This window comes from Allomuricauda sp. F6463D (assembly GCF_023015965.1).
In the GTDB taxonomy this organism is placed as follows: Bacteria; Bacteroidota; Bacteroidia; order Flavobacteriales; family Flavobacteriaceae; genus Flagellimonas.
Genome location: NZ_JALKAN010000001.1, coordinates 986,246 through 1,006,402, shown reverse-complemented (window position 1 = coordinate 1,006,402; position 20,157 = coordinate 986,246). Strand labels below are relative to the sequence as shown.

At 39.7% G+C, this 20,157-nt stretch carries 15 protein-coding genes; 7 read left to right on the top strand and 8 right to left on the bottom strand.

Annotated features, from left to right (window positions below; translation table 11 throughout):
- Positions 1-219 precede the first annotated feature (219 nt).
- Complete coding sequence (locus MWU56_RS04395) at positions 220-1,725, bottom strand: S10 family peptidase (protein WP_247042610.1); 1,506 nt, start codon at positions 1,723-1,725, stop codon at positions 220-222.
- A gap of 173 nt (positions 1,726-1,898) precedes the next feature.
- Here MWU56_RS04395 and MWU56_RS04390 point away from each other — a divergent pair, with 173 nt between their 5' ends.
- Genes MWU56_RS04390 through MWU56_RS04380 form a run of 3 tightly spaced genes read left to right on the top strand, consistent with a single transcriptional unit; the run spans position 1,899 to position 3,506 of the window.
- Positions 1,899-2,552 (top strand): TrmH family RNA methyltransferase, encoded by a 654-nt coding sequence (locus tag MWU56_RS04390; protein ID WP_247042608.1) that lies wholly within the window; start codon positions 1,899-1,901, stop codon positions 2,550-2,552.
- Positions 2,553-2,594: 42 nt separating this feature from the next.
- A complete protein-coding gene (locus MWU56_RS04385) occupies positions 2,595-3,122 on the top strand; it encodes an SRPBCC family protein (protein WP_247042606.1) in 528 nt (175 codons plus the stop codon).
- Between the two features lie 3 nt (positions 3,123-3,125).
- Positions 3,126-3,506, top strand: a complete 381-nt coding sequence (locus tag MWU56_RS04380; RefSeq protein ID WP_247042605.1) for a VOC family protein — start codon at positions 3,126-3,128, stop codon at positions 3,504-3,506.
- 3 nt (positions 3,507-3,509) lie between these two features.
- On the opposite strand, the gene MWU56_RS04375 is transcribed toward MWU56_RS04380, so the two are convergent.
- The 7 genes from MWU56_RS04375 to MWU56_RS04350 all read right to left on the bottom strand — a co-directional run bounded on the left by MWU56_RS04375 (position 3,510) and on the right by MWU56_RS04350 (position 10,834).
- Complete coding sequence (locus MWU56_RS04375; protein WP_247042604.1) at positions 3,510-5,192, bottom strand: alpha-amylase family glycosyl hydrolase; 1,683 nt, start codon at positions 5,190-5,192, stop codon at positions 3,510-3,512.
- A 100-nt stretch (positions 5,193-5,292) separates the two neighbouring features.
- Positions 5,293-6,072, bottom strand: coding sequence for a carboxypeptidase-like regulatory domain-containing protein (locus tag MWU56_RS04370; RefSeq protein ID WP_247042603.1), 780 nt, complete (start codon positions 6,070-6,072; stop codon positions 5,293-5,295).
- A gap of 75 nt (positions 6,073-6,147) precedes the next feature.
- On the bottom strand, positions 6,148-7,902 hold the full coding sequence (locus tag MWU56_RS04365) for a DEAD/DEAH box helicase (RefSeq protein WP_247042602.1): 1,755 nt from the start codon (positions 7,900-7,902) through the stop codon (positions 6,148-6,150).
- Positions 7,903-8,047: 145 nt separating this feature from the next.
- The gene (locus MWU56_RS04360; protein WP_247042601.1) at positions 8,048-8,629 is read right to left on the bottom strand and encodes a non-canonical purine NTP diphosphatase; all 582 of its coding nucleotides are present in this window, start codon (positions 8,627-8,629) and stop codon (positions 8,048-8,050) included.
- Positions 8,630-8,755: 126 nt separating this feature from the next.
- A complete protein-coding gene (locus tag MWU56_RS16520; RefSeq protein ID WP_262917776.1) occupies positions 8,756-9,199 on the bottom strand; it encodes a transposase in 444 nt (147 codons plus the stop codon).
- Positions 9,159-9,803, bottom strand: coding sequence for a transposase (locus MWU56_RS16515; protein ID WP_262917799.1), 645 nt, complete (start codon positions 9,801-9,803; stop codon positions 9,159-9,161). Before MWU56_RS16515 ends, MWU56_RS16520 begins: the two co-directional genes overlap by 41 nt.
- Positions 9,804-10,327: 524 nt before the next feature.
- Positions 10,328-10,834: a sigma-70 family RNA polymerase sigma factor gene (locus MWU56_RS04350; RefSeq protein ID WP_247042600.1), complete on the bottom strand. Its 507-nt coding sequence runs from the start codon at positions 10,832-10,834 to the stop codon at positions 10,328-10,330.
- A 179-nt stretch (positions 10,835-11,013) separates the two neighbouring features.
- Between MWU56_RS04350 and MWU56_RS04345 the strand changes: the two genes are divergently transcribed.
- From MWU56_RS04345 to MWU56_RS04330, 4 genes are all read left to right on the top strand, one after another.
- Entirely contained in the window at positions 11,014-12,159 is a 1,146-nt protein-coding gene (locus MWU56_RS04345; RefSeq protein ID WP_247042599.1) for a FecR family protein, read from the top strand.
- 124 nt (positions 12,160-12,283) lie between these two features.
- Complete coding sequence (locus tag MWU56_RS04340; RefSeq protein WP_247042597.1) at positions 12,284-15,586, top strand: TonB-dependent receptor; 3,303 nt, start codon at positions 12,284-12,286, stop codon at positions 15,584-15,586.
- A gap of 49 nt (positions 15,587-15,635) precedes the next feature.
- Complete coding sequence (locus MWU56_RS04335) at positions 15,636-17,048, top strand: RagB/SusD family nutrient uptake outer membrane protein (RefSeq protein ID WP_247042595.1); 1,413 nt, start codon at positions 15,636-15,638, stop codon at positions 17,046-17,048.
- A 43-nt stretch (positions 17,049-17,091) separates the two neighbouring features.
- Positions 17,092-20,148 carry a VPS10 domain-containing protein gene (locus MWU56_RS04330; protein WP_247042593.1) on the top strand — a complete coding sequence of 1,019 codons (3,057 nt, stop codon included), beginning with the start codon at positions 17,092-17,094 and terminating at the stop codon, positions 20,146-20,148.
- Positions 20,149-20,157: the final 9 nt, after the last annotated feature.

The following is a 20,157-nucleotide window of genomic DNA, read 5'->3' as shown; positions in this document are numbered from 1 at the left end:
GTTAAACTATTGTTTTTCAAGTACGACGAAGATAAAATATTTATGAATGATTTATTTATCCAAGATCATTTTTATACAATTTCATCCTTATTTGTGGGGAGTTCATATCTTTTTTACGAGCAACAGAAAACATTATTGTTCAGTAAAGTTATAGGAATGGCCAACTCAAATCAGTAGAAGGGCTTTAATAAAAATCAGGATAAAAGAAATGCTTTTTCGTTAGTCGTTGGTGATAAATGCCCGCACATCTTGGGCCAGTTTTATTAAATCAGGTTGGTGTGTGTACATCATGTGTCCGGCCTCATAATAGGTCATTTTAATTTTTTCCCTTTCAATACCGTTTCTGGAAAAAGTATACTCAGCATCAAAGAAGGGGCAGATTAAATCGTAATAACCACTGGCAACCATCACCTTCATTTCTGTATTTCTTCGCATGGTTTCGCTTAATTTTCGGGTAACGTTTACATATGAGGGTTCCCATCCTCTTCCTTTAGGAACAGGTTTCCAATTCCATTTACCATATATTTCGCCATTGGATGTTAGGTAGGGCCTGTCCATTTTTACACCTAATACGGATGCATAAAAATGGTTGATGGATGCCGTGTAAGCGGAACTTATCTGGTAGCTGGACGGATCGCCAAGATGTGGCCCATCGGTTAATTTATCAACTTCATCGCCCATATATCTACCATCCAATCTACCAACGGCAAGCCCTTCTTCGGCTAGGAGTTGTTTTTGAAAACGAGGCATCAATATCCGCAGGTTTGATTTTAAAATATAATCTTTGTCCAATCCAATAAAATAACTGAGTTTTTCCGCAACTTCATTTTTTTCAGCATCTGTCAAAAGTGAACCTTTGTATAGTGCTGGAGCATAGAAGTTGTAGGCGTATTCCCTGCTTTCTTCAATAAAGGATTCAAGTGACTTACCTTGCCCTGCTTTTTTATGGTACCAAGCCGTTGCGGCCATACTGGGCAAATAGGTCAAATATGAAGTTATGTTATCGTGAACAGATGTGGATCCTGCGTAATCCAGGGCTTGTGAAATTAGTATTAGCCCATTTAAGGCCATATTTTGCCCATTACTTTCCAATGCGTTGGCTACTCCAGCAGCCCTTGTGGTTCCAAAGCTCTCTCCAATAATGTATTTTTGGGAAAGCCAGCGATTATTATCGGTAATCCATTGGCGTATAAATTGTGCAACCGAGTTCGCATCTTCGGTAAGACCCCAAAAGTCCTCCACTTTTCCTTTTCCAACAACTTTACTATATCCAGTGCCTACGGGATCTATAAAAACCAAATCTGTAATGTCCAATATACCGTTGGTGTTTTCTACCAAGGTATACGGTGCTGCACCATCATCTTTGGATGCATTGGAGTCTACCTGCACCAGTTGAGGGCCGAACATGCCCATTTGCAGCCAAACCGATGCGGAACCAGGCCCACCGTTAAAAACAAAGGTAACAGGACGTTTGCTCGGTTCTTGTAACCCACTTTGCACATAGGCCACGGACCATATGGAAGCCACAGGTTCTCCAAGTTTGTTTTTTAAATAAGTCTCGGAAGCAATGGCTTTGTACTTCACCAATTTTCCACCATTGGTTATTTGATGGTTGCTAATAAATGATTGTGGTTCAGGAAACGAAAGGGAATCATTGTTTGTTTTTTGTGCTGATATCGTTGGAGAAAACAGGATGCATAAAAATAGTGTGTATAGCTTGCCCATGGTTTTTTTGGTTTTTGTAAATATAGTAAAACCAATGATTGGTTATAGGGGGTGTTTTGGCACCCTTAACCTAAGGTATTTGGCCACATTGAAATAAAATCGATATCGTGCTATGCAGCAAATACAATTGGTTTTGATAAAATATCATTTCTAATTTTTTCTATCTTGGTTTTATGTTTGATTCTGATTTGTTGACATACCTTGAGGGGTACTTAACCGAAGAACGAAAACAACGGTTTTTGGATGTGCTCCAAAATAGAACGAGACACATTACCGTTGCAGTGGAAGACGTTTACCAATTGCACAATACCAGCGCCATTATACGTAGTTGCGATGTTTTTGGTGTGCAGGACCTTCATGTGGTGGAGGATCGTTTTGGTAAGCGGCTGGATAAGAATATTGCCATGGGGGCAGAGCAATGGGTGGATGTGTATCGCCATCAAACCACCTCTGACTGTATCTCCAAGTTAAAAAATGATGGCTATAAAATTATTGCTACCACGCCACACAACGACTCAACGCTGTTGCCTGATTTTTTTCCCACTGAAAAAACCGCTGTTTTTTTCGGAACCGAAAAAGAGGGGTTGTCATCAGAAGTGTTACAACGGGCGGATGGATATTTAAAAATACCAATGTTAGGTTTTTCCGAGAGCCTAAATGTTTCTGTTTCTGCTGCAATAACTATTCATCAATTGGTGCAAAAACTAGGTGGTTCAAATGTAGATTGGCATTTAACTGAAATTGAGGTTCTTGAGAAACGATTGGACTGGACCAAAAAGTCCATAAAAGATGTTGAAGGTATCTTGAAAAGATATTTTTCTGAGTAACTATTTTTTGTACTTTTAATTGTTAATCAATCAATTACAGTTATGTTAGTACTATATATTGGGTTGGCCCTTGTGTTACTCTTGATCATTTTAGCCATTATAGCCCCTAAAAATTATGATGTTTCCCGATCCATTGAAATTGCCAAATCTAAAAATGTTGTATTTGATTATCTCAAATCTTTAAAAAATCAAGATGAATGGTCTCCTTGGGGGAAACGTGACCCAAATATGCAAAAAAAATTCACAGGTACAGATGGTGAGGTAGGTGCAATAAATTATTGGAAAGGTAATAAGGAAGTAGGGGAAGGGGAACAGGAAATCACCAAAATTATTGCAGACGAAAGAATTGAGAGCGAGCTACGATTTTTAAAGCCCTTTAAATCTACTTCCAATGCATATCTAAGCATCAAGGAAGTTGAAAACAACCGGACCAAAGTAGTATGGGGTTTTTCAGGAAAAAATAAATTTCCTATGAGTATTATGATGCTGTTTATGAACATGGATAAGGCGGTAGGAAAGGATTTTGAAGAAGGTTTGGCCAGTCTCAAGGAAATTTTAGAAAATCAATAGAGCATGGAGAGTAATATGGTAGGTTGGTTCGAGATTCCCGTGTTGAATTTGGACCGTGCGAAAAAATTTTATGATTCTGTATTTCAGATAGAAATTCGGTTACATGATTTAGGAGATACAAAAATGGGTTGGTTTCCTGCAAGTCATGGCAAACCGGGAGCTGCAGGTTCGCTGATTCAAAATAAAGACTGGTATAAGCCCAGTACTAGCGATGGTGTACTGATTTATTTTTCCAGTACCGATATTGATAATCAACTAGAAGGAATAGAAGCTGCCGGTGGAAAGATAATACAAGCTAAAACACTGATAAGTCCGGATATTGGTTTTATGGCGTTATTCCTAGATACCGAGGGCAATCGAATTGCTTTGCATTCTAGATTGTAAAATTTACTCAACAAGCTCCAAAAGGGCAATATCAAAACCATTGTCCAAGAGCACTTTTCCATTGGTAACGGTAACCTCAGTTTCTGAATAGGTGTCGTATAACCTAGTGCCATCACCAAAAAATCCTTTTACCCAAAGTGACTTTTTACCCTTGGGTAATTCCATCCCAACTACCACTTTGTCTCTATAGTCCCCATTTACATAAGTTCTTGAGAATACATAGGGTGATTTGGCCAAGCGTTTGTGTTTACCAGCTCCTATGGCAGGGTGATTTGCACGGAACTGCCCTAACTTTTGCCAATGCTTATGTATTTTTTGTGTTTCGGGTATGCTGTCCAAATCCTCCCAGTTCATAAATGAACGTAGCGTGGCGTCCCCTATTGCACCATCTATTGTGAGGCTCCTAGCGGTTTCGTCACCGTAATATACCTGAGATGCCCCGGGAGTCAATAACAGCACGTTAGCGGTGCGGTATGGATTTGTTCTTTCCTTGTCGTAGGGTTGTCCATCGTCATGAGAGGTTAGATAATTGAGTACACTTTTATCTTTTAACTTGGTATGGAGCAATCGGCTATACTTTTTAAAAATGGTTTCGTAACTTTTGTCGGCATCGGATTTTAATTCAAAATTGATAAGACTTTTGAAACCATAATTAAAAAAATCTACTTTTTTGTCGCCAAAATCAAATTCACGCCCTTCGGAAATATTATAATTGTACACTTCGCCTACCATATAGAAAGGGGTGTCGTCCAATATCTTGTTCCGATGTTTCTTTTTCCACACTTCAAAGGCATAATTGGCTTCTTTATTTAGTTCGGCCCAAGCGTCCTCGTTTATGTGTTTTACAGTATCCACACGGAAACCATCAACACCTAGATCGTTAATATAATCGGTAAGCCATTTAATGATATAATATCGTGGTGCCCTTGGATACCCGGTGCGTTCAAAAAAGAGTTGTAGTTCATCAAGTTCTTTGCTCAGTCTCCCTTCACTCTTCCATTTGGCCAAGAGGGCATCGGGCAATTCCACTGCCTCATCGGATTCGGTGAGTATATCAGGAAGATTTTCAACCAAAGTACATGCTGTGGTATTTTCATAAGTGCTGAACTCGCATTTTGGACCAGTCCTTACCCAATCATCTGGCCAAACAGGGTCCTGTTCGGTTACCGGTCCGGTATGGTTCAAAACTACATCCATTAGAATCCGAATTCCTTTGCTGTGAGCCGTTTTAACTAAATTTTCCAGGTCTTTACGTGTTCCAAAATTTGGATCTATGGAAGTCCAGTCTTTGGCCCAATAACCATGGTAACCGTATGTTTTTCCGGTGCCTTCGTCCGTTGCTCCATGAATTTGCTCTACCACAGGGGTGAGCCAAACGGCATTGATTCCTAAATTTGTAAAGTAACCTTCTTCAATTTTTTTGGTAATGCCAACAATATCACCTCCTTCAAAACCTCTTAATACTCCGGTTTCTTCAGTTCTTTCAAAATTCACATCGTTATTTGGATTGCCATTGTTGAAACGATCGGTGAGCAAAAAGTAGATGTTTGCAGCTTCCCAAATAAAGGGGACTTCTTTTTTTGGTGATTCATCTTGAACTACTTGCATTTCTTGCTGCTTCTTTTCAACTTTTTTACAGCCTATGGATAAGAGAAACAAAGATAGGACAAGAAGTAGTTTTTTCATGAATTGGGATTTTGTTTAAAGCTATAAAATGAATATGTAAATATAAAATTTATTTATAGCTGTAAAAGTCTATCCCACTACCTAGCTTTACAAGATATTATTAATTTCTATTCAGTACTTTATATTCTTCATAACAGCTGGAGATAGCATCCAAGATTTGAAGGTCATTGGCTGTTTTAATAAACGATTTGGAGTAATTGCAGTTATTAAGAATATCCTCAATATCCACTTTTTCCAATTGCAAAAGCTCAGTGAGTGTTTCCCTATCAAACTTGGAGGCCAATAAATCCCTAATATTATCATCTTCTTTTATCTGGCGCAACTTACGTAGCTGCCGAGGTTTTTTTCCAAAAAGATTTCGTAACAAGTCGGCTGGGTTGAGAATGGCTCCTAATACTTTGGTTACCGCGCTGGGGCTTTTGTTTCCGGCCTCATAACTGGTGGATAGACCGGAAATACTATATTGGTATGCGTTGTTCACCGGAAGGTTTTTAACATCGATTTCCAAATACCCAGTAAGCTGGTATGGTGTTACAATTACTTCTTCAAGAGCATACGCCAACTCTGTAAGGGCAATCTCAGTGTTTCCGAACCTGAACATATCGTTGGTGACCCTAACTTTCTGGGTCTTAAAACCCAAATAAGACAGGTACAGGGTATCATTTACAGCAGCAGGAATGGAGAATTTACCATTCTGATTGGTAATTGTACCTTTTACCTGATTAAGGTTCACCACGTGCACACTTTCCAAAGGAAATTCCGTCTGGGCGTTGATTACCGTTGCGGTAAACTGCTTTATTTCTTGGGTTTCTTCACCTTCAATTTGAGCAAAACCTAGTGATGATACCAAGGTCAGTAGTAAAAGTAGTAATCTTCTCATGCAACCTTTGTAGCTATAAAAGTACTAAACAAAGAAAAATAAATAGTAGAGGCTTACCATTTAATATAGAATTAACTAATAAAACCCCTGTTTTTTCTTGCCACCTTTTTTTCCATAACTCCCTTTTTTGCCACCTTTATAGGATTTATTACTGCTTCCTCTGTGACCTCCACTTTTTCTGCCGCGACGTTTTTTGCCTCCTTTTCCGCCACCACTACCACCAGGGTTTTTGGAAACTTCAACATTGATAAAACGCCCATCTATCTTAAACTCGGTAAAGGTTTGAAGGATAAACTCGGTTAGTTGTGCATCAGAATTAAAGAAAGAGAACGTGTCTTTTGTGTCAACATTATAAATATCTTCTTTCTCCAGTTTTAAGGTGTCACGTAGAAAATCTTTTAAGGACATCCAATCGTAACCATCTCGCTCACCAACATTGATAAAGTATCTAACAGAACCGTTTGATGGGATATCGCCTTTGGAATTTCCTCGTTCCTTACCGGAATCCTGGCTATTTAGGTCTTTGGTTTTACTATAATAGTTGTAGAACTGTGTAAATTCTACGGAAACAATTTTCTTGATGAGTTCGTCCTTATCAATGCCTTCCAAAACATCGTTTATGGCAGGGAGATAGCTTTCAATCTCGTTGTTTATTTCTGTTTCCTTGATCTTATTGGCCAAATGATATAATTGTATCTCACAGATTTCTATTCCATCTGGAATCTTTTTGGCCAAAAACTCCTGTTGGATCTTCTTTTCTATGGCTTTGATCTTGCGTATTTCAGATCGAGTAACAATAACCATTGAAATTCCAGATTTCCCTGCGCGTCCTGTACGGCCACTTCGGTGCGTATAGGTCTCGATTTCATCTGGCAATTGGTAGTTAATTACGTGAGTGATATCATCCACATCAATACCGCGGGCAGCAACATCGGTGGCCACTAACATTTGAACCTGTTTTTTTCTGAACGAGTTCATGACCAAATCTCTTTGATTCTGGCTTAAATCTCCATGAAGTGCACCTGCATTGTATCCATCTTCAATAAGTTTTTCAGCAACACGTTGGGTATCTCTTTTGGTTCTACAGAACACTACGGAAAAGATTCCAGGATTGGCATCGGCCAAACGTTTAAGTGCTGCATAACGGTCGCGACCACCTACTACATAATACTCATGCTGTACGGTAGATGCTCCTGCGTTTTTGGACCCGACCGTAATTTCGATGGGCTTATCCATGAACTTTTTGGCAATCGTGGCCACTTCTTTGGGCATAGTAGCCGAAAAAAGCCAAGTAAATTTTTCTTTGGGTGTATTGGAAAGAATATCCTTGATGTCTTCAAAGAAGCCCATGTTTAACATTTCATCGGCTTCATCCAGTACACAATAGTCAATTTTAGAGATATCGACCATTCTTCGGCCGATCATATCTTTCATACGACCCGGAGTAGCCACAATAATCTGTGCTCCTCTTTTTATTTGCCGGGCCTGTTCCGTAATGCTGGCGCCACCATAAATGGCGACTACATTCAGTCCTTTTACGTATTTGGAATAGAGTTTTAACTCGTTTGTAATCTGTAAACACAACTCTCGGGTAGGAGAGAGGATCAATCCTTGTGTAGTTCTGCTTTCCGATTGTATTTTTTGGATCATCGGAAAACCAAAGGCAGCGGTTTTACCCGTTCCTGTTTGTGCCAAGGCCACCAAATCGGTTTCTTGGTCCAATAAAATTGGGATTGATTTTTCTTGTACTTCAGAGGGGGATTCAAATCCGAGGTCGGAAATAGCATCCAATAGGGGTTGATCTAACCCCAAGGCTTCAAATTTTGTCATAGCGGTGTATATACCTTAAATCGCAAATATGTTTGTGTCGCACAGAGCGATTTTCGTATAACCCGTTTTAGCCCATCACAACACCTTGCCCATACCGGCGGCGTTAATAAAGCGGCAAAGGTACATTAATTTTATTCGGTAGGAGTTACAACTCTTTATTTTTTAAGAATTCAACCAATTTTGCCATGGCCCTACCTCTATGGCTGATCGTATTTTTAGTGGTTGAGGGCAGTTCACCAAAGGTTTTATCGTATCCGTTGGGTTTAAAAATAGGGTCGTAGCCAAAACCACCATTTCCATGTTCTTCGTGGGTTATGTGGCCCTCGACAATACCATCAAAAGTGTAACTATCTTCCTTTAGGTTTAAATACACAACGGTTTTAAAATGTGCCGACCGATTGTTGGCCCCTTTTAGTTCAGATAATAATTTAACCATATTGTCCTTATCGTTTTTTTGTTCACCTGCATAGCGTGCTGAAAACACCCCTGGAGCCCCGTTCAATGCATCAACGAGCAATCCCGTATCGTCCGAAAAACAATTAAGACCATAGGTCTTGGTTACAAAATCTGCTTTTATTTTAGCATTTTCTTCCAATGTGGTTCCTGTCTCTGGAATTTCATCAAAACAATCAATGTCTTTTAAAGACAATAATTGAATGCTTTTCGGAAGCAATTGCTGGACTTCTTTCAGCTTATGGTCGTTATGGGTGGCAAAAACAAGTTTCAAATCAAAAATGGTTCTAATTTATATTCAAAAATATTAGGGTTCGACTAAAATATGATTTTCCTTGGAAAGGGTCATTGAGCCTAACAGACCGTTTTGTTTTTTGTTTGGGCCATTAGCATGAGAACTTTAGAACAATATCAGTTGTTTATCCGGCGGTTTTGTTGTCAGGTACTCCCAAGTATGGCCAGGGTTTTTCAAGAATTTGAACAGGTCGATGTAGGTCATCAGATGGATCCGTTCCATTGATACCATATGGGGGTATGCCCACCTGCGCCGTGTCCTTCGCTGTACCACCAACATGAGCAACTGTATGATAAGGCCGCACCATATCTGGATTTCGATGGCGTTTTGGTTGTTGCCCAGGAAATACGTAAGCGGAAAGTTCTGTTTGAGCCTCTTGAACATGATCTCTATCTGCCATCTGTGTTTGTAAATGGCAGCTATTTTATCGGGAGAGATCAAAAAGTTGTTACTTATGAACCCAAAGATTTTGTTTTTAGCGGCATCCCAATATGCGATACGTCTCAGTTCAATGTCCCTGCCTCGTTTTTTGAACGCTGATACGCTCATCTTTCAAGACCGCATCACCCGTGGTATCAGATTGGTCAAATTCTTCAATGCCGGTGTAGACCGCATTTTCCTTTTGTCTGGTCACGAAATAGATGTCATCCGCCGTCCATTGCAGGTATTGCCCGTAATCATTGTACGCTTTGTCGAAAACGACAAAGGAACCTTTTTTCAGGTCGAGCTCTTTTAAGAAGGTATGGTCGTGGGTGGCGGCACTGGTAAAGTGAACCAAACAAGGAACATCTTCCAGTGCGTTTATCATCGCATGCATCTTTATGCCGCCCTTTCTTTTTCCATTGATGGGGTTGCGGCCGACCCGTTTCAAGATATCACTGAAAAGGCTTATGGTGATGGAATCAACAATTTTCAGATTTCTTATCGGTAAAGAGAGCGGACTGCTGTCCGATAAAAACGAACGATACCTGTCAAACAACGAATAATAGATCTTGGCGAACACCTCGCTGCTACGGTTCTTGTTGGCATCGGACAATGTACTCCGCTTTGGAAAATGTTTTAGGTTCAAATGCCCAATTCTGCCTTCACAGGCCAATAGTACAGTAGGCGGTTCCCTTAAGGAACTTACCCCGCTCAAGGTCGCATAGGGCATCGTTGCCAAATGATCGTAGGTCTTGAACCGCTTATAGTATCTATCACTGTTGTGAAGGAATTATATTCCAATTATGAGCTTTCGTTGGAATGAAGGATAGTTAGAAACGGGAACAGTGGGGTTTTTATCAATATATTAGGAACTACCCGAGGTGCCAACTGCATGGCAAAGTGGCTCGGAATATCAAGTTTTGGACGCGGACCACATGGATTATGATGTTCCTGAAAAACGACCTGGGTGCCTCTATATTTTCTCGCCCCAACTAAATTAGGTTGAGATAAAACAAGGGGAGTGGAACAGAACACGGAAGGCAAAATAGCATTACAATCTTGGTATTTTGAAACATGGTTCCGTAACATAAAGATTAGGGAGTTGTAATCTATTGTTGAATCCTATGAAATGTTCAGTATGTTCTTGCTACTTTCTTTCCGCACTTGAACAGCTTAGAGATATAAAACGTGTGTATGGTATTGGGGTGTGAGTGGATATACATTGATGTCCATATCAAGACAGTCAATCTACAGCTACGGTACGTTTACAATGGCTCTCAAAAAAGCATACGCCCTTTTAATCTGGGTTTTTACCGTATTGACCGAAATTCCATTCGCTTCGGCAATTTCGGAATAGCTTAGGCCGTTCAAAACGGATGACTTGAATATTTCCTTTCTTTTATCAGGTAAACGATCAAGTAACTTGATAATATCATATTCATTTTGGGCGACCTCGGTAGAGGGATAGGTTATGGTTTCCTCCTCCGAGCGAAGCTTTTGCAGCATGGATTGTTCCCTGTCCATTTTTTTTAAAAATGTGTAGCTCATATTTTTTACCGCACGCACCGCATAAGCTTGGAAAGAAGTCCTTATGGCAATAGACCTTTTTCGATTTATATAATATTCAAAAAAATCCTGAACAATGTCGCGGGCGGTATTTATATCCTTAACAATTGAATATGAGGTAATCAGCAACAATTCATAATTTTCTTTGAATTGAAGTTCAATTTCGGTTCTGGCAATTTTGGATTCTTCTTTCACACTTCAAGAAACATCGGTGATGAAATTAAAAAAAATCTTTAATAAAAATAAAGATCACCAATGAAATGTGTGAAAAAGTTAGTGTGATTGTATGGTTTATTGAATAAAATTCAAAAAAATACAAACAACTGTCACCCGAGGATAAAAGTTTACTTACTTATTAATAGGATAACATTAAAATGGTGAAAAAAGAGAGACTTAGAACTATACTTGAACAGATTGAATCTTCTCAAATTATTGAGCCAGAATTATTTAAAAATCTGACTTATCAGGAAAAAGAGCTGGTAGAAAATCTTTACGAGAAGGGATTGGTGAAAAGCTATTTAGAGGCCACAAAATCGCTCAATGTTGATGAAGAGTGGTTAAAGTTTACAGATGGCTTGGACCATAAACAAACGCCAATTGTTCCTTTATGGAAAAATGTATTTAGATATGCAGCAGCAGTTGTAATACTGATTACAACTGCATTTTTGGTTCAATCACCTCCAACCATAGTGAAGCAGGGACAACAAATTAATGATGGAGAGGTAATTACTTTAAGGAGGGACAATCAAGATGTTCAAATCATAGATGAAGACGGGAATGGGCAATTACGCTCTACTTCTGGGGAAGTCATTGCTGAACAAGATGGAAACAGGCTAAAATACCTTTCAGAGTACAAGTTGGATACAATTGTATATAATGAATTGAGTATTCCCTATGGGCAAGTTTTTGAACTAGAGCTATCGGATGGTACTTTGATTCATTTGAACTCTGGCACAACTATAAAGTACCCCATACAATTTATAGAAGGGAACAAAAGGGAGGTGTACATTGAAGGTGAAGGCTTTTTTAATGTTGCCAAAGATAAGGCCCATCCATTTTTAGTGCGTTCAGATGCAGTCACGGTGGAAGTGCTTGGCACAGAATTCAATGTGTCATCCTATCCCGAAAACCCAGAAATCCAGACGGTTCTTGTGGAAGGTGCGGTTGCAATGCGAAATTCAAAGACAGATGATGGAGACATAATTCTTAAGCCTGGGACCAAAGGGTCATGGAACAAGGCTACACTTTCTTCGGATATATCAGAAGTCGATATAGAGCTTTATACCAGTTGGATAGGTGGTGAATTGGTTTTTCAGGATACCCCGTTTAAAGAAATTTTAGTGATGTTGGAACGGAGATACAATGTTCAAATAAAAAATATGAACCCAGATTTGGACCATAAAAAATTAAATGCCCGGTTCAGCGTCCAAATTGAAACGATAGAGCATGTCCTGAAATCAATGAGAAAAATCCTTTCTTACGATTACCAAATAAATGGAAAAGAAATACTAATTAAATAAAAATGTGATCGAAAAAATAAGAGCTAAACCTAAAATTTAAATTATGCCACTCTTTTTTAGAGAAATATTGTTAGCATAGATTACCAATCAAGATTACTTATAACTAACCTCAAACTCAAATAGCATGAAAGAAAAACTAACTAAGAATTTTATGCCTAAGAATCTTTCTTTTCAAAGGCCAAAAGTACTTCTGTTTTCATTTTTTTTGGTGTTGACTTTTTACCAGCTCCAAGCAAATTATAAACCAGCCAGTGCTCCACTAAGTTTAAATGTAAAAAACGTGACTGTTGAACAGGTATTCAAAAAAATTGAATCCCTGACTAATTATCGGTTTTTATATGAAAGTGATATTGCGTTACTCAATAAAAAAGTCACTGTAAGCATAGACAGTAGCGATATATCAGAAGTTCTCAATACGGTGTTAAAGGGTACCCAATTGACTTATTCAATAGAAGGGAGACAGATTATTGTAAATAAGGCTGTGAAATCTCAAACAGTTGAAGAACCTTCTGTTCGGGATGATATTCAATTACTACAACAAGAAATTAGAGGTGTTGTTTCTGATAATATGGGGGTTCCCTTGCCAGGAGCAAATGTTGTGGAAAAGGGTTCATCAAACGGAACCCAAACGGATTTTGATGGAAATTTCTCGTTGACTGTTCCCCCAGATGCCATATTGGTGATTTCATATTTAGGATTTAAACCCCAGGAAGTTGAGGTGAACAACCGAACCAATATAAATATTACAATGGTTGAGGATTCAGAGCAACTTAAAGAAGTTGTTGTTGTTGGTTATGGTGAGCAGAATCGCGAAACATTGACCAGTAATGTTTCTTCTGTAAAGGCGGAGGAAATTGAGAATCTGCCAGTGGCCAGTTCAGATCAGTTACTACAAGGTCGTGCACCAGGGGTATATGTATCGACTAATTCAGGAGATCCAGGTGGTGGGGTTTTTGTCCGGATTCGTGGTTCTTCTTCCATTAGTGGATCAAGTGACCCTCTCTATGTAGTGGATGGAATTCCAATTCAAAGTGGAAACCTGTCTCAAAATGATGTGGGGGGAGCTACCGTAAGTCCAATAGCTGACATCAATCCTGCAGATATCGAGTCAATAGATATATTAAAGGATGCATCCGCAACTGCTATTTATGGTTCCAGAGCGGCAAACGGAGTAGTATTGATTACCACTAAAAAAGGTACTAGGGACAAGGCAGTTGTCAGTGTTGGAGTTTATGGCGGGTTACAGAGCTTCGTTAAAAAACCTTCTTTGGTGACAGGGGAGCAGTTTGAGATGTTAAAGAATGAAAGTGCCAGAAACAACGGAAATCCTGAGCCCTATTTAAGCCCTGAAAATGCGGTCAATACCGATTGGAATGACCTGGTTGTAAATGACAGCGCACCTATCCGTAATATTGATTTGTCTGTAAAAGGCGGAGGGGAGAAAGCAACATATTATGTTTCTGCCAACAATTATTCTCAAGAAGGATTGATCAAGAACTCTGGATTTGAACGTTTTTCTGGGCGTGTAAACTTGGATTTTCGTGTAAATCCCAAACTCAATATAGGAACAAGTATGCTATATTCTCGTTCCAATAGAGATATAATTCCCAATAGTGACCAAATTGCCGGAGCATTTTCTGGATCATATTTTTATCCATCCAACATGCAGATATATGATGAAGAAGGGAATTATAACCGTATCCCCACAATTGACCATCCTTTGGCAACGATCAATGATGTGGACATAGCTATGGAGACAGGTAGGTTTTTAGGCTCTATATATGCAGAGTATTCAATACTGCCTGGAATGCGCTTAAAGTCATCTTTTAGTGCTGACTATACCAACAACAGAGAGACCGAATATAGAAATACCAATACCAATGAAGGTAGTGCCGTACAGGGAAGTGCAGAGCTCTTTACTCTTGACGACTACAACTGGATACAGGAAAATGTACTGAGCTATCAATTTAATTTGGAGAAGAACTCTTTTAATGTCCTTGTTGGGAATTCCATGCAAAAGTCAATTCGAAGATATGGGTTTGCTAGTGGTACCGGATTTCCCACTAATGATTTTAGGGAAATTCAATCCGCTGCCATATTGGATGCTAGCTCGGGAAGTACTAGTTATGGTCTTGCATCCATATTTTCAAGGGTGAATTATAATTTTGAACAAAAATACTTGGTAACCTTGAATCTTCGGGGAGATGCCTCATCCCGTTTTGGAAAAGACAATCGTTGGGGGGTATTTCCTGCGGTAGGACTGGGATGGGTTATATCAAAGGAAAAATTTCTTAATGAAGTGAAGTTTTTGGATAATTTAAAATTGATGGTTGGATATGGTATTACTGGAAACCAAAGTGGAATCACCAATTTTAATTCCGTTGGATTATGGGAAGGTGCCTCTTATACATCAAATCCTGGTGTGAGTCCGATGCAACTTGAAAACCCAAAACTTAAATGGGAAACTACCAAACAGACAGATATAAGTATGGATATGGCCATGTTTAATAATCGGGTAACTTTCAATGCTGGATATTACTATAAGAAAACAGAAGATTTGTTGTTGGAAGTTCCTGTTCCCACCACTTCAGGGTTTGAATCTGTTATCCAAAATTCCGGAGCTATTCAAAATCAGGGGATAGAAGTAGGGCTAGGCGTGGAAGTTTTCCCTTTAGATAATGACCTTACATGGTATATTAATGGGAATATTTCTGGAAACAGGAATAAGATATTGGATTTGGTAGCTCCTTTTAATGTATATAACAGGGATTTGTTCCGTTATGAAGAAGGTGCTCCTATGTATTCCTATTATATGCATAAGCAACTCGGTGTGGATCCCCAAACGGGTGATGCCATATTTGAAGACCATGATGGCGATGGGGAATTCTCCACTAGCTCCGACAGGTACTTGGTAGGAGATGCTAATCCCGACTTTTTTGGGGGACTTACCAATACTTTGAAGTATAAAGGAATAGACCTTAGTTTTTTCTGGCAATTCTCTTACGGAAACGAGCAGCTGAACTTTACTCGTTTTTTCATGGAACATGGAGGAAGCCGTGGAACCAACTTTACCACTTCTCAGTTGGGAAGATGGCAACAACCGGGTGATATTACCGATATTCCTAGGATGAGTGCGGCCAATTATGCATCGGATTTAAGGCCTTCACGTTTTGTTGAAGATGGATCATATCTTAGGCTTAAGAACATATCATTGGGATATGAGCTTCCCTCGAAAATTACAGAAGCATTAAAAGTGTCTTCCGCTAGAGTATATGTCTCCGGTCAGAACATAATAACCATTACAAATTATACTGGATTGGATCCAGAAGTGACAGCAACGGCAGATACTGCCTTGACCCAAGGTGTGGAGTTTTTTACTACTCCATCGCCTATGACGATTATGGCAGGAATTAATTTGAGCTTTTAATAAGGAAATCCCAATGTTTGGAATAATAAACTTAAAAAATAGAAATCCTATGTATAAGATCTTAATAATGAATGGAAAGAACTTTTCAAAGTTTCTCCCATTTCTTGGATTGTTGATTATAACTGCCTGCGATGACATTCTTGAAAGGACGCCGGAAAACCAGGTAGAAGAAGCAGCTGTGGTAACTGATGAGACAAGTGCAAACGCTGCAGTTAATGGAATGTACAATGAACTACAGAGTTCTGATTACTACGGAGATAACTTTTTGATCATGAGCGATGTATCTTCTGATATTGCCCAAAGTATAGGTACCTGGGATTTTTACAGGGAAATGGACACTTATGAAGTGTCGGCCGCGGGAAATACGGAAAATGACAATTTTTATAAAAGAGCCAATTCCACGATAAACATGGCCAACAATGTTTTAGATAAAGTTGCAGCTTTGGAGGATATACCCGAGGATAGTAAAGATGCCATGTTGGGAGCGGCTTATTTTGTGCGTGCTTTAGCCCTATTTGATTTGAATCGGGTATATGGAGGTGTTCCTGGGGTTGTAGGGACCATGGGGATGCCGGTAATTCGTGAAGCTACCGGATCTATTGAGGATATAACCTACCCGGAAAGACCAGCGCTTTTGGACTCCTATTTGGCCGTTGAAGAGGATCTGTTGAGTGCCGAGGAATTATTGCCGGAAACAGATGACAAGACCGTTGCATCAAAAGGAGCTGCGAGAGCTTTATTGTCCCGTTTGTACCTTTATTTGGGATATTATGAGGATGTGATTACCTATTCATCAGATGTTATAACTGATTCAAACTATACTTTAAACCCAGATTTCTTTGATATTTTCGATACAAAATCAAATCAAGAATCAATTTTTGAATTGGATTTTAATTCTTCAGATCAAAGTGGTATCAGAAACTGGTACAACCCTAATGGCGGTAGGGGTGATTTAACCTCGCATGAAGCTTTTTATTTGGAAGCTACTGCAGATCCTTTGGATGTGAGGGGACAACTTTTTGGGTTTTCAGAATCTAATGGACATTTTCAAACTAAATACCAAAAAGCAGGAGGTCTGGACAATATATATATCATACGTATTGCTGAAATGTACCTTAACAGGGCAGAAGCCTTGGCTCAAATGGAGGAACTTGACGATGCAATAGATGATTTGAACGAGGTGCGTACACGAGCAGGAGTTGATGAAATAACCACAACTCCAAGTACCAAGGAAGAAGTATTGGAACTTATTTGGAACGAACGTAAATTGGAATTCGCTTTTGAAGGTCATCGCTTTTTTGATTTGGCCCGTACAGGACAAATTATGGATGTATTGCAAAATATTGATCGGATGAACGGACCCGCTGTAAGCATTCCTGAAATAGGCAGGGCAGTTTTCCCTATTCCAAGGTTCGAGCTTGATGCCAATCCGAACATGGAACAAAACGAAGCCTATCGTTAATTCAATAACCTTAAAGTCAATAATTATGAACCAAATTAAATATATGAAAAACTATGCAGTTGCTCTTTTGAGTATGTGTATATCACTTTTCGTTTCTGATCTATCAGCACAGAGCGAACCGGTGGATACTACACTTTTTAAATCAATGGAATACAGGCTTGTGGGGCCTTATAGAGGTGGTCGTTCGATAGCTGTTGCCGGCCACAAGGATAGAGTTAATGAATATTATTTCGGAGCCACCGGTGGAGGACTCTGGAAAACTACAGATGGGGGAAATACCTGGGATCCCGTAACCGATGGGCAGATAAATTCATCTTCTGTGGGTGCCGTGGATGTTGCGGACAGTAATCCGGACATAGTCTATATTGGCACGGGGGAATCCCAGTTCAGAGGCAATATTATGCAAGGCGATGGAGTCTATAAATCAACAGACGCCGGAAAAACTTGGAAACATGCTGGATTGAAAAATTCCCAGACTGTTGCACGTATACGTGTTCATCCTACGAATCCCGATATTGTATACGCTGCTGTTTTGGGACATCCTTTTGGTCCTAATGAAGATAGAGGGGTTTACAAAACAACAGATGGAGGCGATACTTGGAAAAAAATTCTGTACAAAGGTCCTAAAGCAGGAGCTGTAGACCTGATTATTGATCCATCAGACCACAATACTATTTATGCTTCCACTTGGGCAGTTTATCGAACTCCATGGAAAATGTGGGGTGGAGGTGGAGCCTCAGGTTTGTTCAAGTCCACTGATGGAGGAGAAAACTGGGAAGAACTGAGCAATCGCCCAGGAATGCCAGAAGCTCCAATTGGAAAAATAGGGGTTACCGTATCCCCAGTAGATTCCAATCGTGTATGGGCCATAATCGAGGCCAACAATGGAGGTGTGTTCCGTTCAGATGATGGCGGAAAGACCTGGGAACAGACCAATAGTGAAAGAAAACTTCGTCAACGGGCATTTTACTATACCCGTATTTATGCTGATCCGAAAGATAAGGAGGCTGTTTATGTTTTAAATGTGAATTTCTGGAAATCGACGGATGGCGGGAAGAAATTTGATACGGAAATCAAAGTTCCCCATGGTGATAATCATGATTTATGGATAGACCCAAGCAATCCGATGCGTATGGCAGAGGCTAACGATGGTGGGGGGACTATTTCTGTGAACGGAGGTAAGACCTGGACGGACGAAAATTTCCCGACGGCACAGCTTTACCATATCACAGCAACCAATGATTTTCCTTATTTTGTGGCAGGTGCCCAACAAGATAATAGTACTATTGCCGTTCCAAGTGAAGGTTGGAACTTTCTAACGGCAAGGACCAATACCTTAAAAAAATCAACGCCTCAATATGCTGTTGGAGGTGGTGAGAGCGGATATATTGCCCAAGACCCTAAAGATTTAGATATCTTCTATGCAGGGAGTTATTCAGGAGTGTTGACCCGTTACAACAGAAGAACAGGAGAAAGTAGAAGAATAGAGCCGTATCCTCGATATTTTATGGGAGAGCCCGCCGAAACACTTCCAGAACGAGTGCATTGGACTTACCCAATCGTGTTCTCTCCAGTTGACAGTGATAGGCTGTATGTTACGTCACAACATGTATGGACATCCAATGATCGGGGACAGTCATGGACGAAAATCAGTCCAGACCTTACCTATGCAGATCCTGAGACCATGGGTGAGAGCGGTGGCGTTATCACATTGGATATGAGTGGTCCGGAATTGTATGCAACTGTATATGCCTTGGCTCCATCACACCATGATGTAAACACTATTTGGGCAGGTTCAGACGATGGATTGATCCATATTACCAGAAACCATGGAGAATCGTGGGAAAATATAACCCCGCCAGATGTTCCGAAGCATTCTAGGATAAGTATTATCGATGTTTCAAGACATCATGCAGGAACGGCTTATGTCGCCATTAAGCGTTATCAAATGAACGACCGGGCTCCGTATATTTATAAAACAGATGATTACGGCAAGACCTGGAAAAAAATAATCAATGGAATTCCCCATGGTCATTATGTGCACGCTATTCGTGAGGATGTCAAAGTGCCTGGGTTGCTTTATGCTGGAACCGAGCATGGCATGTATGTATCCTTTAATGAGGGAGAAAATTGGAAATCATTCCAATTGAATTTACCTGATGTGGCAATTCGTGATTTGGTGGTTAACGAAAAAGATATCGCCATTGCTACACATGGAAGGTCTATGTGGATTTTGGATGATATTTCTCCAATTCGTGAATACAAAGAAGATATTGCACAAAAGGATTTGCACCTATATACACCATATTACGCAGTAAGACGTGTGCAGGATGCTGTTTTTCAGTATTATTTAGGAAAAGAATCTGACAATGTGACCATAGAGATCATGGATTCTTCCGGAAATACGATAAGGAAATTTGTCTACGAAGAACCTACGGAAGAAGAGACATCGGAAGAAGAGGCATCGGAAGAAGAGAAGGATAAAAAGGAAAAGGATAAAGATGTGCCATCCAATCATGTTGGCTTAAACACCTTTACTTGGGACCTTCGTTATCCTGGTGCTACGGTCTTTGATAAAATGATCTTATGGTCTGCCCGTCCCAAAAGAGGACCTATGGTGCTTCCAGGTGAATATCAGGTTAAGGTAACTGCTAACGGTAAAAGTGAGACCCGTGAGTTTGAAGTAAAAATGGACCCAAGAGTACAGGGTGTGACCCTGGCTGATTTGGAAAAACAATTCGACCTTTTGTTGAATCTAAGAGACAAATTTAGTGAAGCAAATGAGGCTGTCATCAGTATTAGGGAGTATAAGCAAGAAAAGGGTGATAAAATCAGGAAATCTATTCTGAAAAAACTGAATGCCATTGAAAGCGAACTATATCAGGTTAAAAATGAGAGTCGTCAAGATCCTTTGAATTATCCTATAAAGCTTAATAACAAACTTGCCAGTTTAAGCTTGATTGTTGATAGTGCCGAAGCAAGACCAACGGATGGTGCATACCAAGTCTATGAAGAATTAAGTCAAGAGCTTGGTAAATTAATGGACCAGCTCAATAGCTTGATTTTAAGTGATAAGAAAGGCAAGAGGATTAAAGGTTAAAATTGAATT

What these genes read in the sequence shown, in the direction of transcription:
- MWU56_RS04390 (WP_247042608.1), top strand. Translation starts at nt 1,899, where the DNA reads ATGTTTGATTCTGATTTGTTGACATACCTTGAGGGGTACTTAACCGAA.
- MWU56_RS04385 (WP_247042606.1), top strand. Translation starts at nt 2,595, where the DNA reads ATGTTAGTACTATATATTGGGTTGGCCCTTGTGTTACTCTTGATCATT.
- MWU56_RS04330 (WP_247042593.1), top strand. Translation starts at nt 17,092, where the DNA reads ATGAAAAACTATGCAGTTGCTCTTTTGAGTATGTGTATATCACTTTTC.
- MWU56_RS16520 (WP_262917776.1), bottom strand. Translation starts at nt 9,199, where the DNA reads ATGAGCGTATCAGCGTTCAAAAAACGAGGCAGGGACATTGAACTGAGA.
- MWU56_RS16515 (WP_262917799.1), bottom strand. Translation starts at nt 9,803, where the DNA reads ATGCCCTATGCGACCTTGAGCGGGGTAAGTTCCTTAAGGGAACCGCCT.
- MWU56_RS04365 (WP_247042602.1), bottom strand. Translation starts at nt 7,902, where the DNA reads ATGACAAAATTTGAAGCCTTGGGGTTAGATCAACCCCTATTGGATGCT.
- MWU56_RS04380 (WP_247042605.1), top strand. Translation starts at nt 3,126, where the DNA reads ATGGAGAGTAATATGGTAGGTTGGTTCGAGATTCCCGTGTTGAATTTG.
- MWU56_RS04335 (WP_247042595.1), top strand. Translation starts at nt 15,636, where the DNA reads ATGTATAAGATCTTAATAATGAATGGAAAGAACTTTTCAAAGTTTCTC.
- MWU56_RS04370 (WP_247042603.1), bottom strand. Translation starts at nt 6,072, where the DNA reads ATGAGAAGATTACTACTTTTACTACTGACCTTGGTATCATCACTAGGT.
- MWU56_RS04340 (WP_247042597.1), top strand. Translation starts at nt 12,284, where the DNA reads ATGAAAGAAAAACTAACTAAGAATTTTATGCCTAAGAATCTTTCTTTT.
- MWU56_RS04375 (WP_247042604.1), bottom strand. Translation starts at nt 5,192, where the DNA reads ATGAAAAAACTACTTCTTGTCCTATCTTTGTTTCTCTTATCCATAGGC.
- MWU56_RS04345 (WP_247042599.1), top strand. Translation starts at nt 11,014, where the DNA reads ATGGTGAAAAAAGAGAGACTTAGAACTATACTTGAACAGATTGAATCT.
- MWU56_RS04395 (WP_247042610.1), bottom strand. Translation starts at nt 1,725, where the DNA reads ATGGGCAAGCTATACACACTATTTTTATGCATCCTGTTTTCTCCAACG.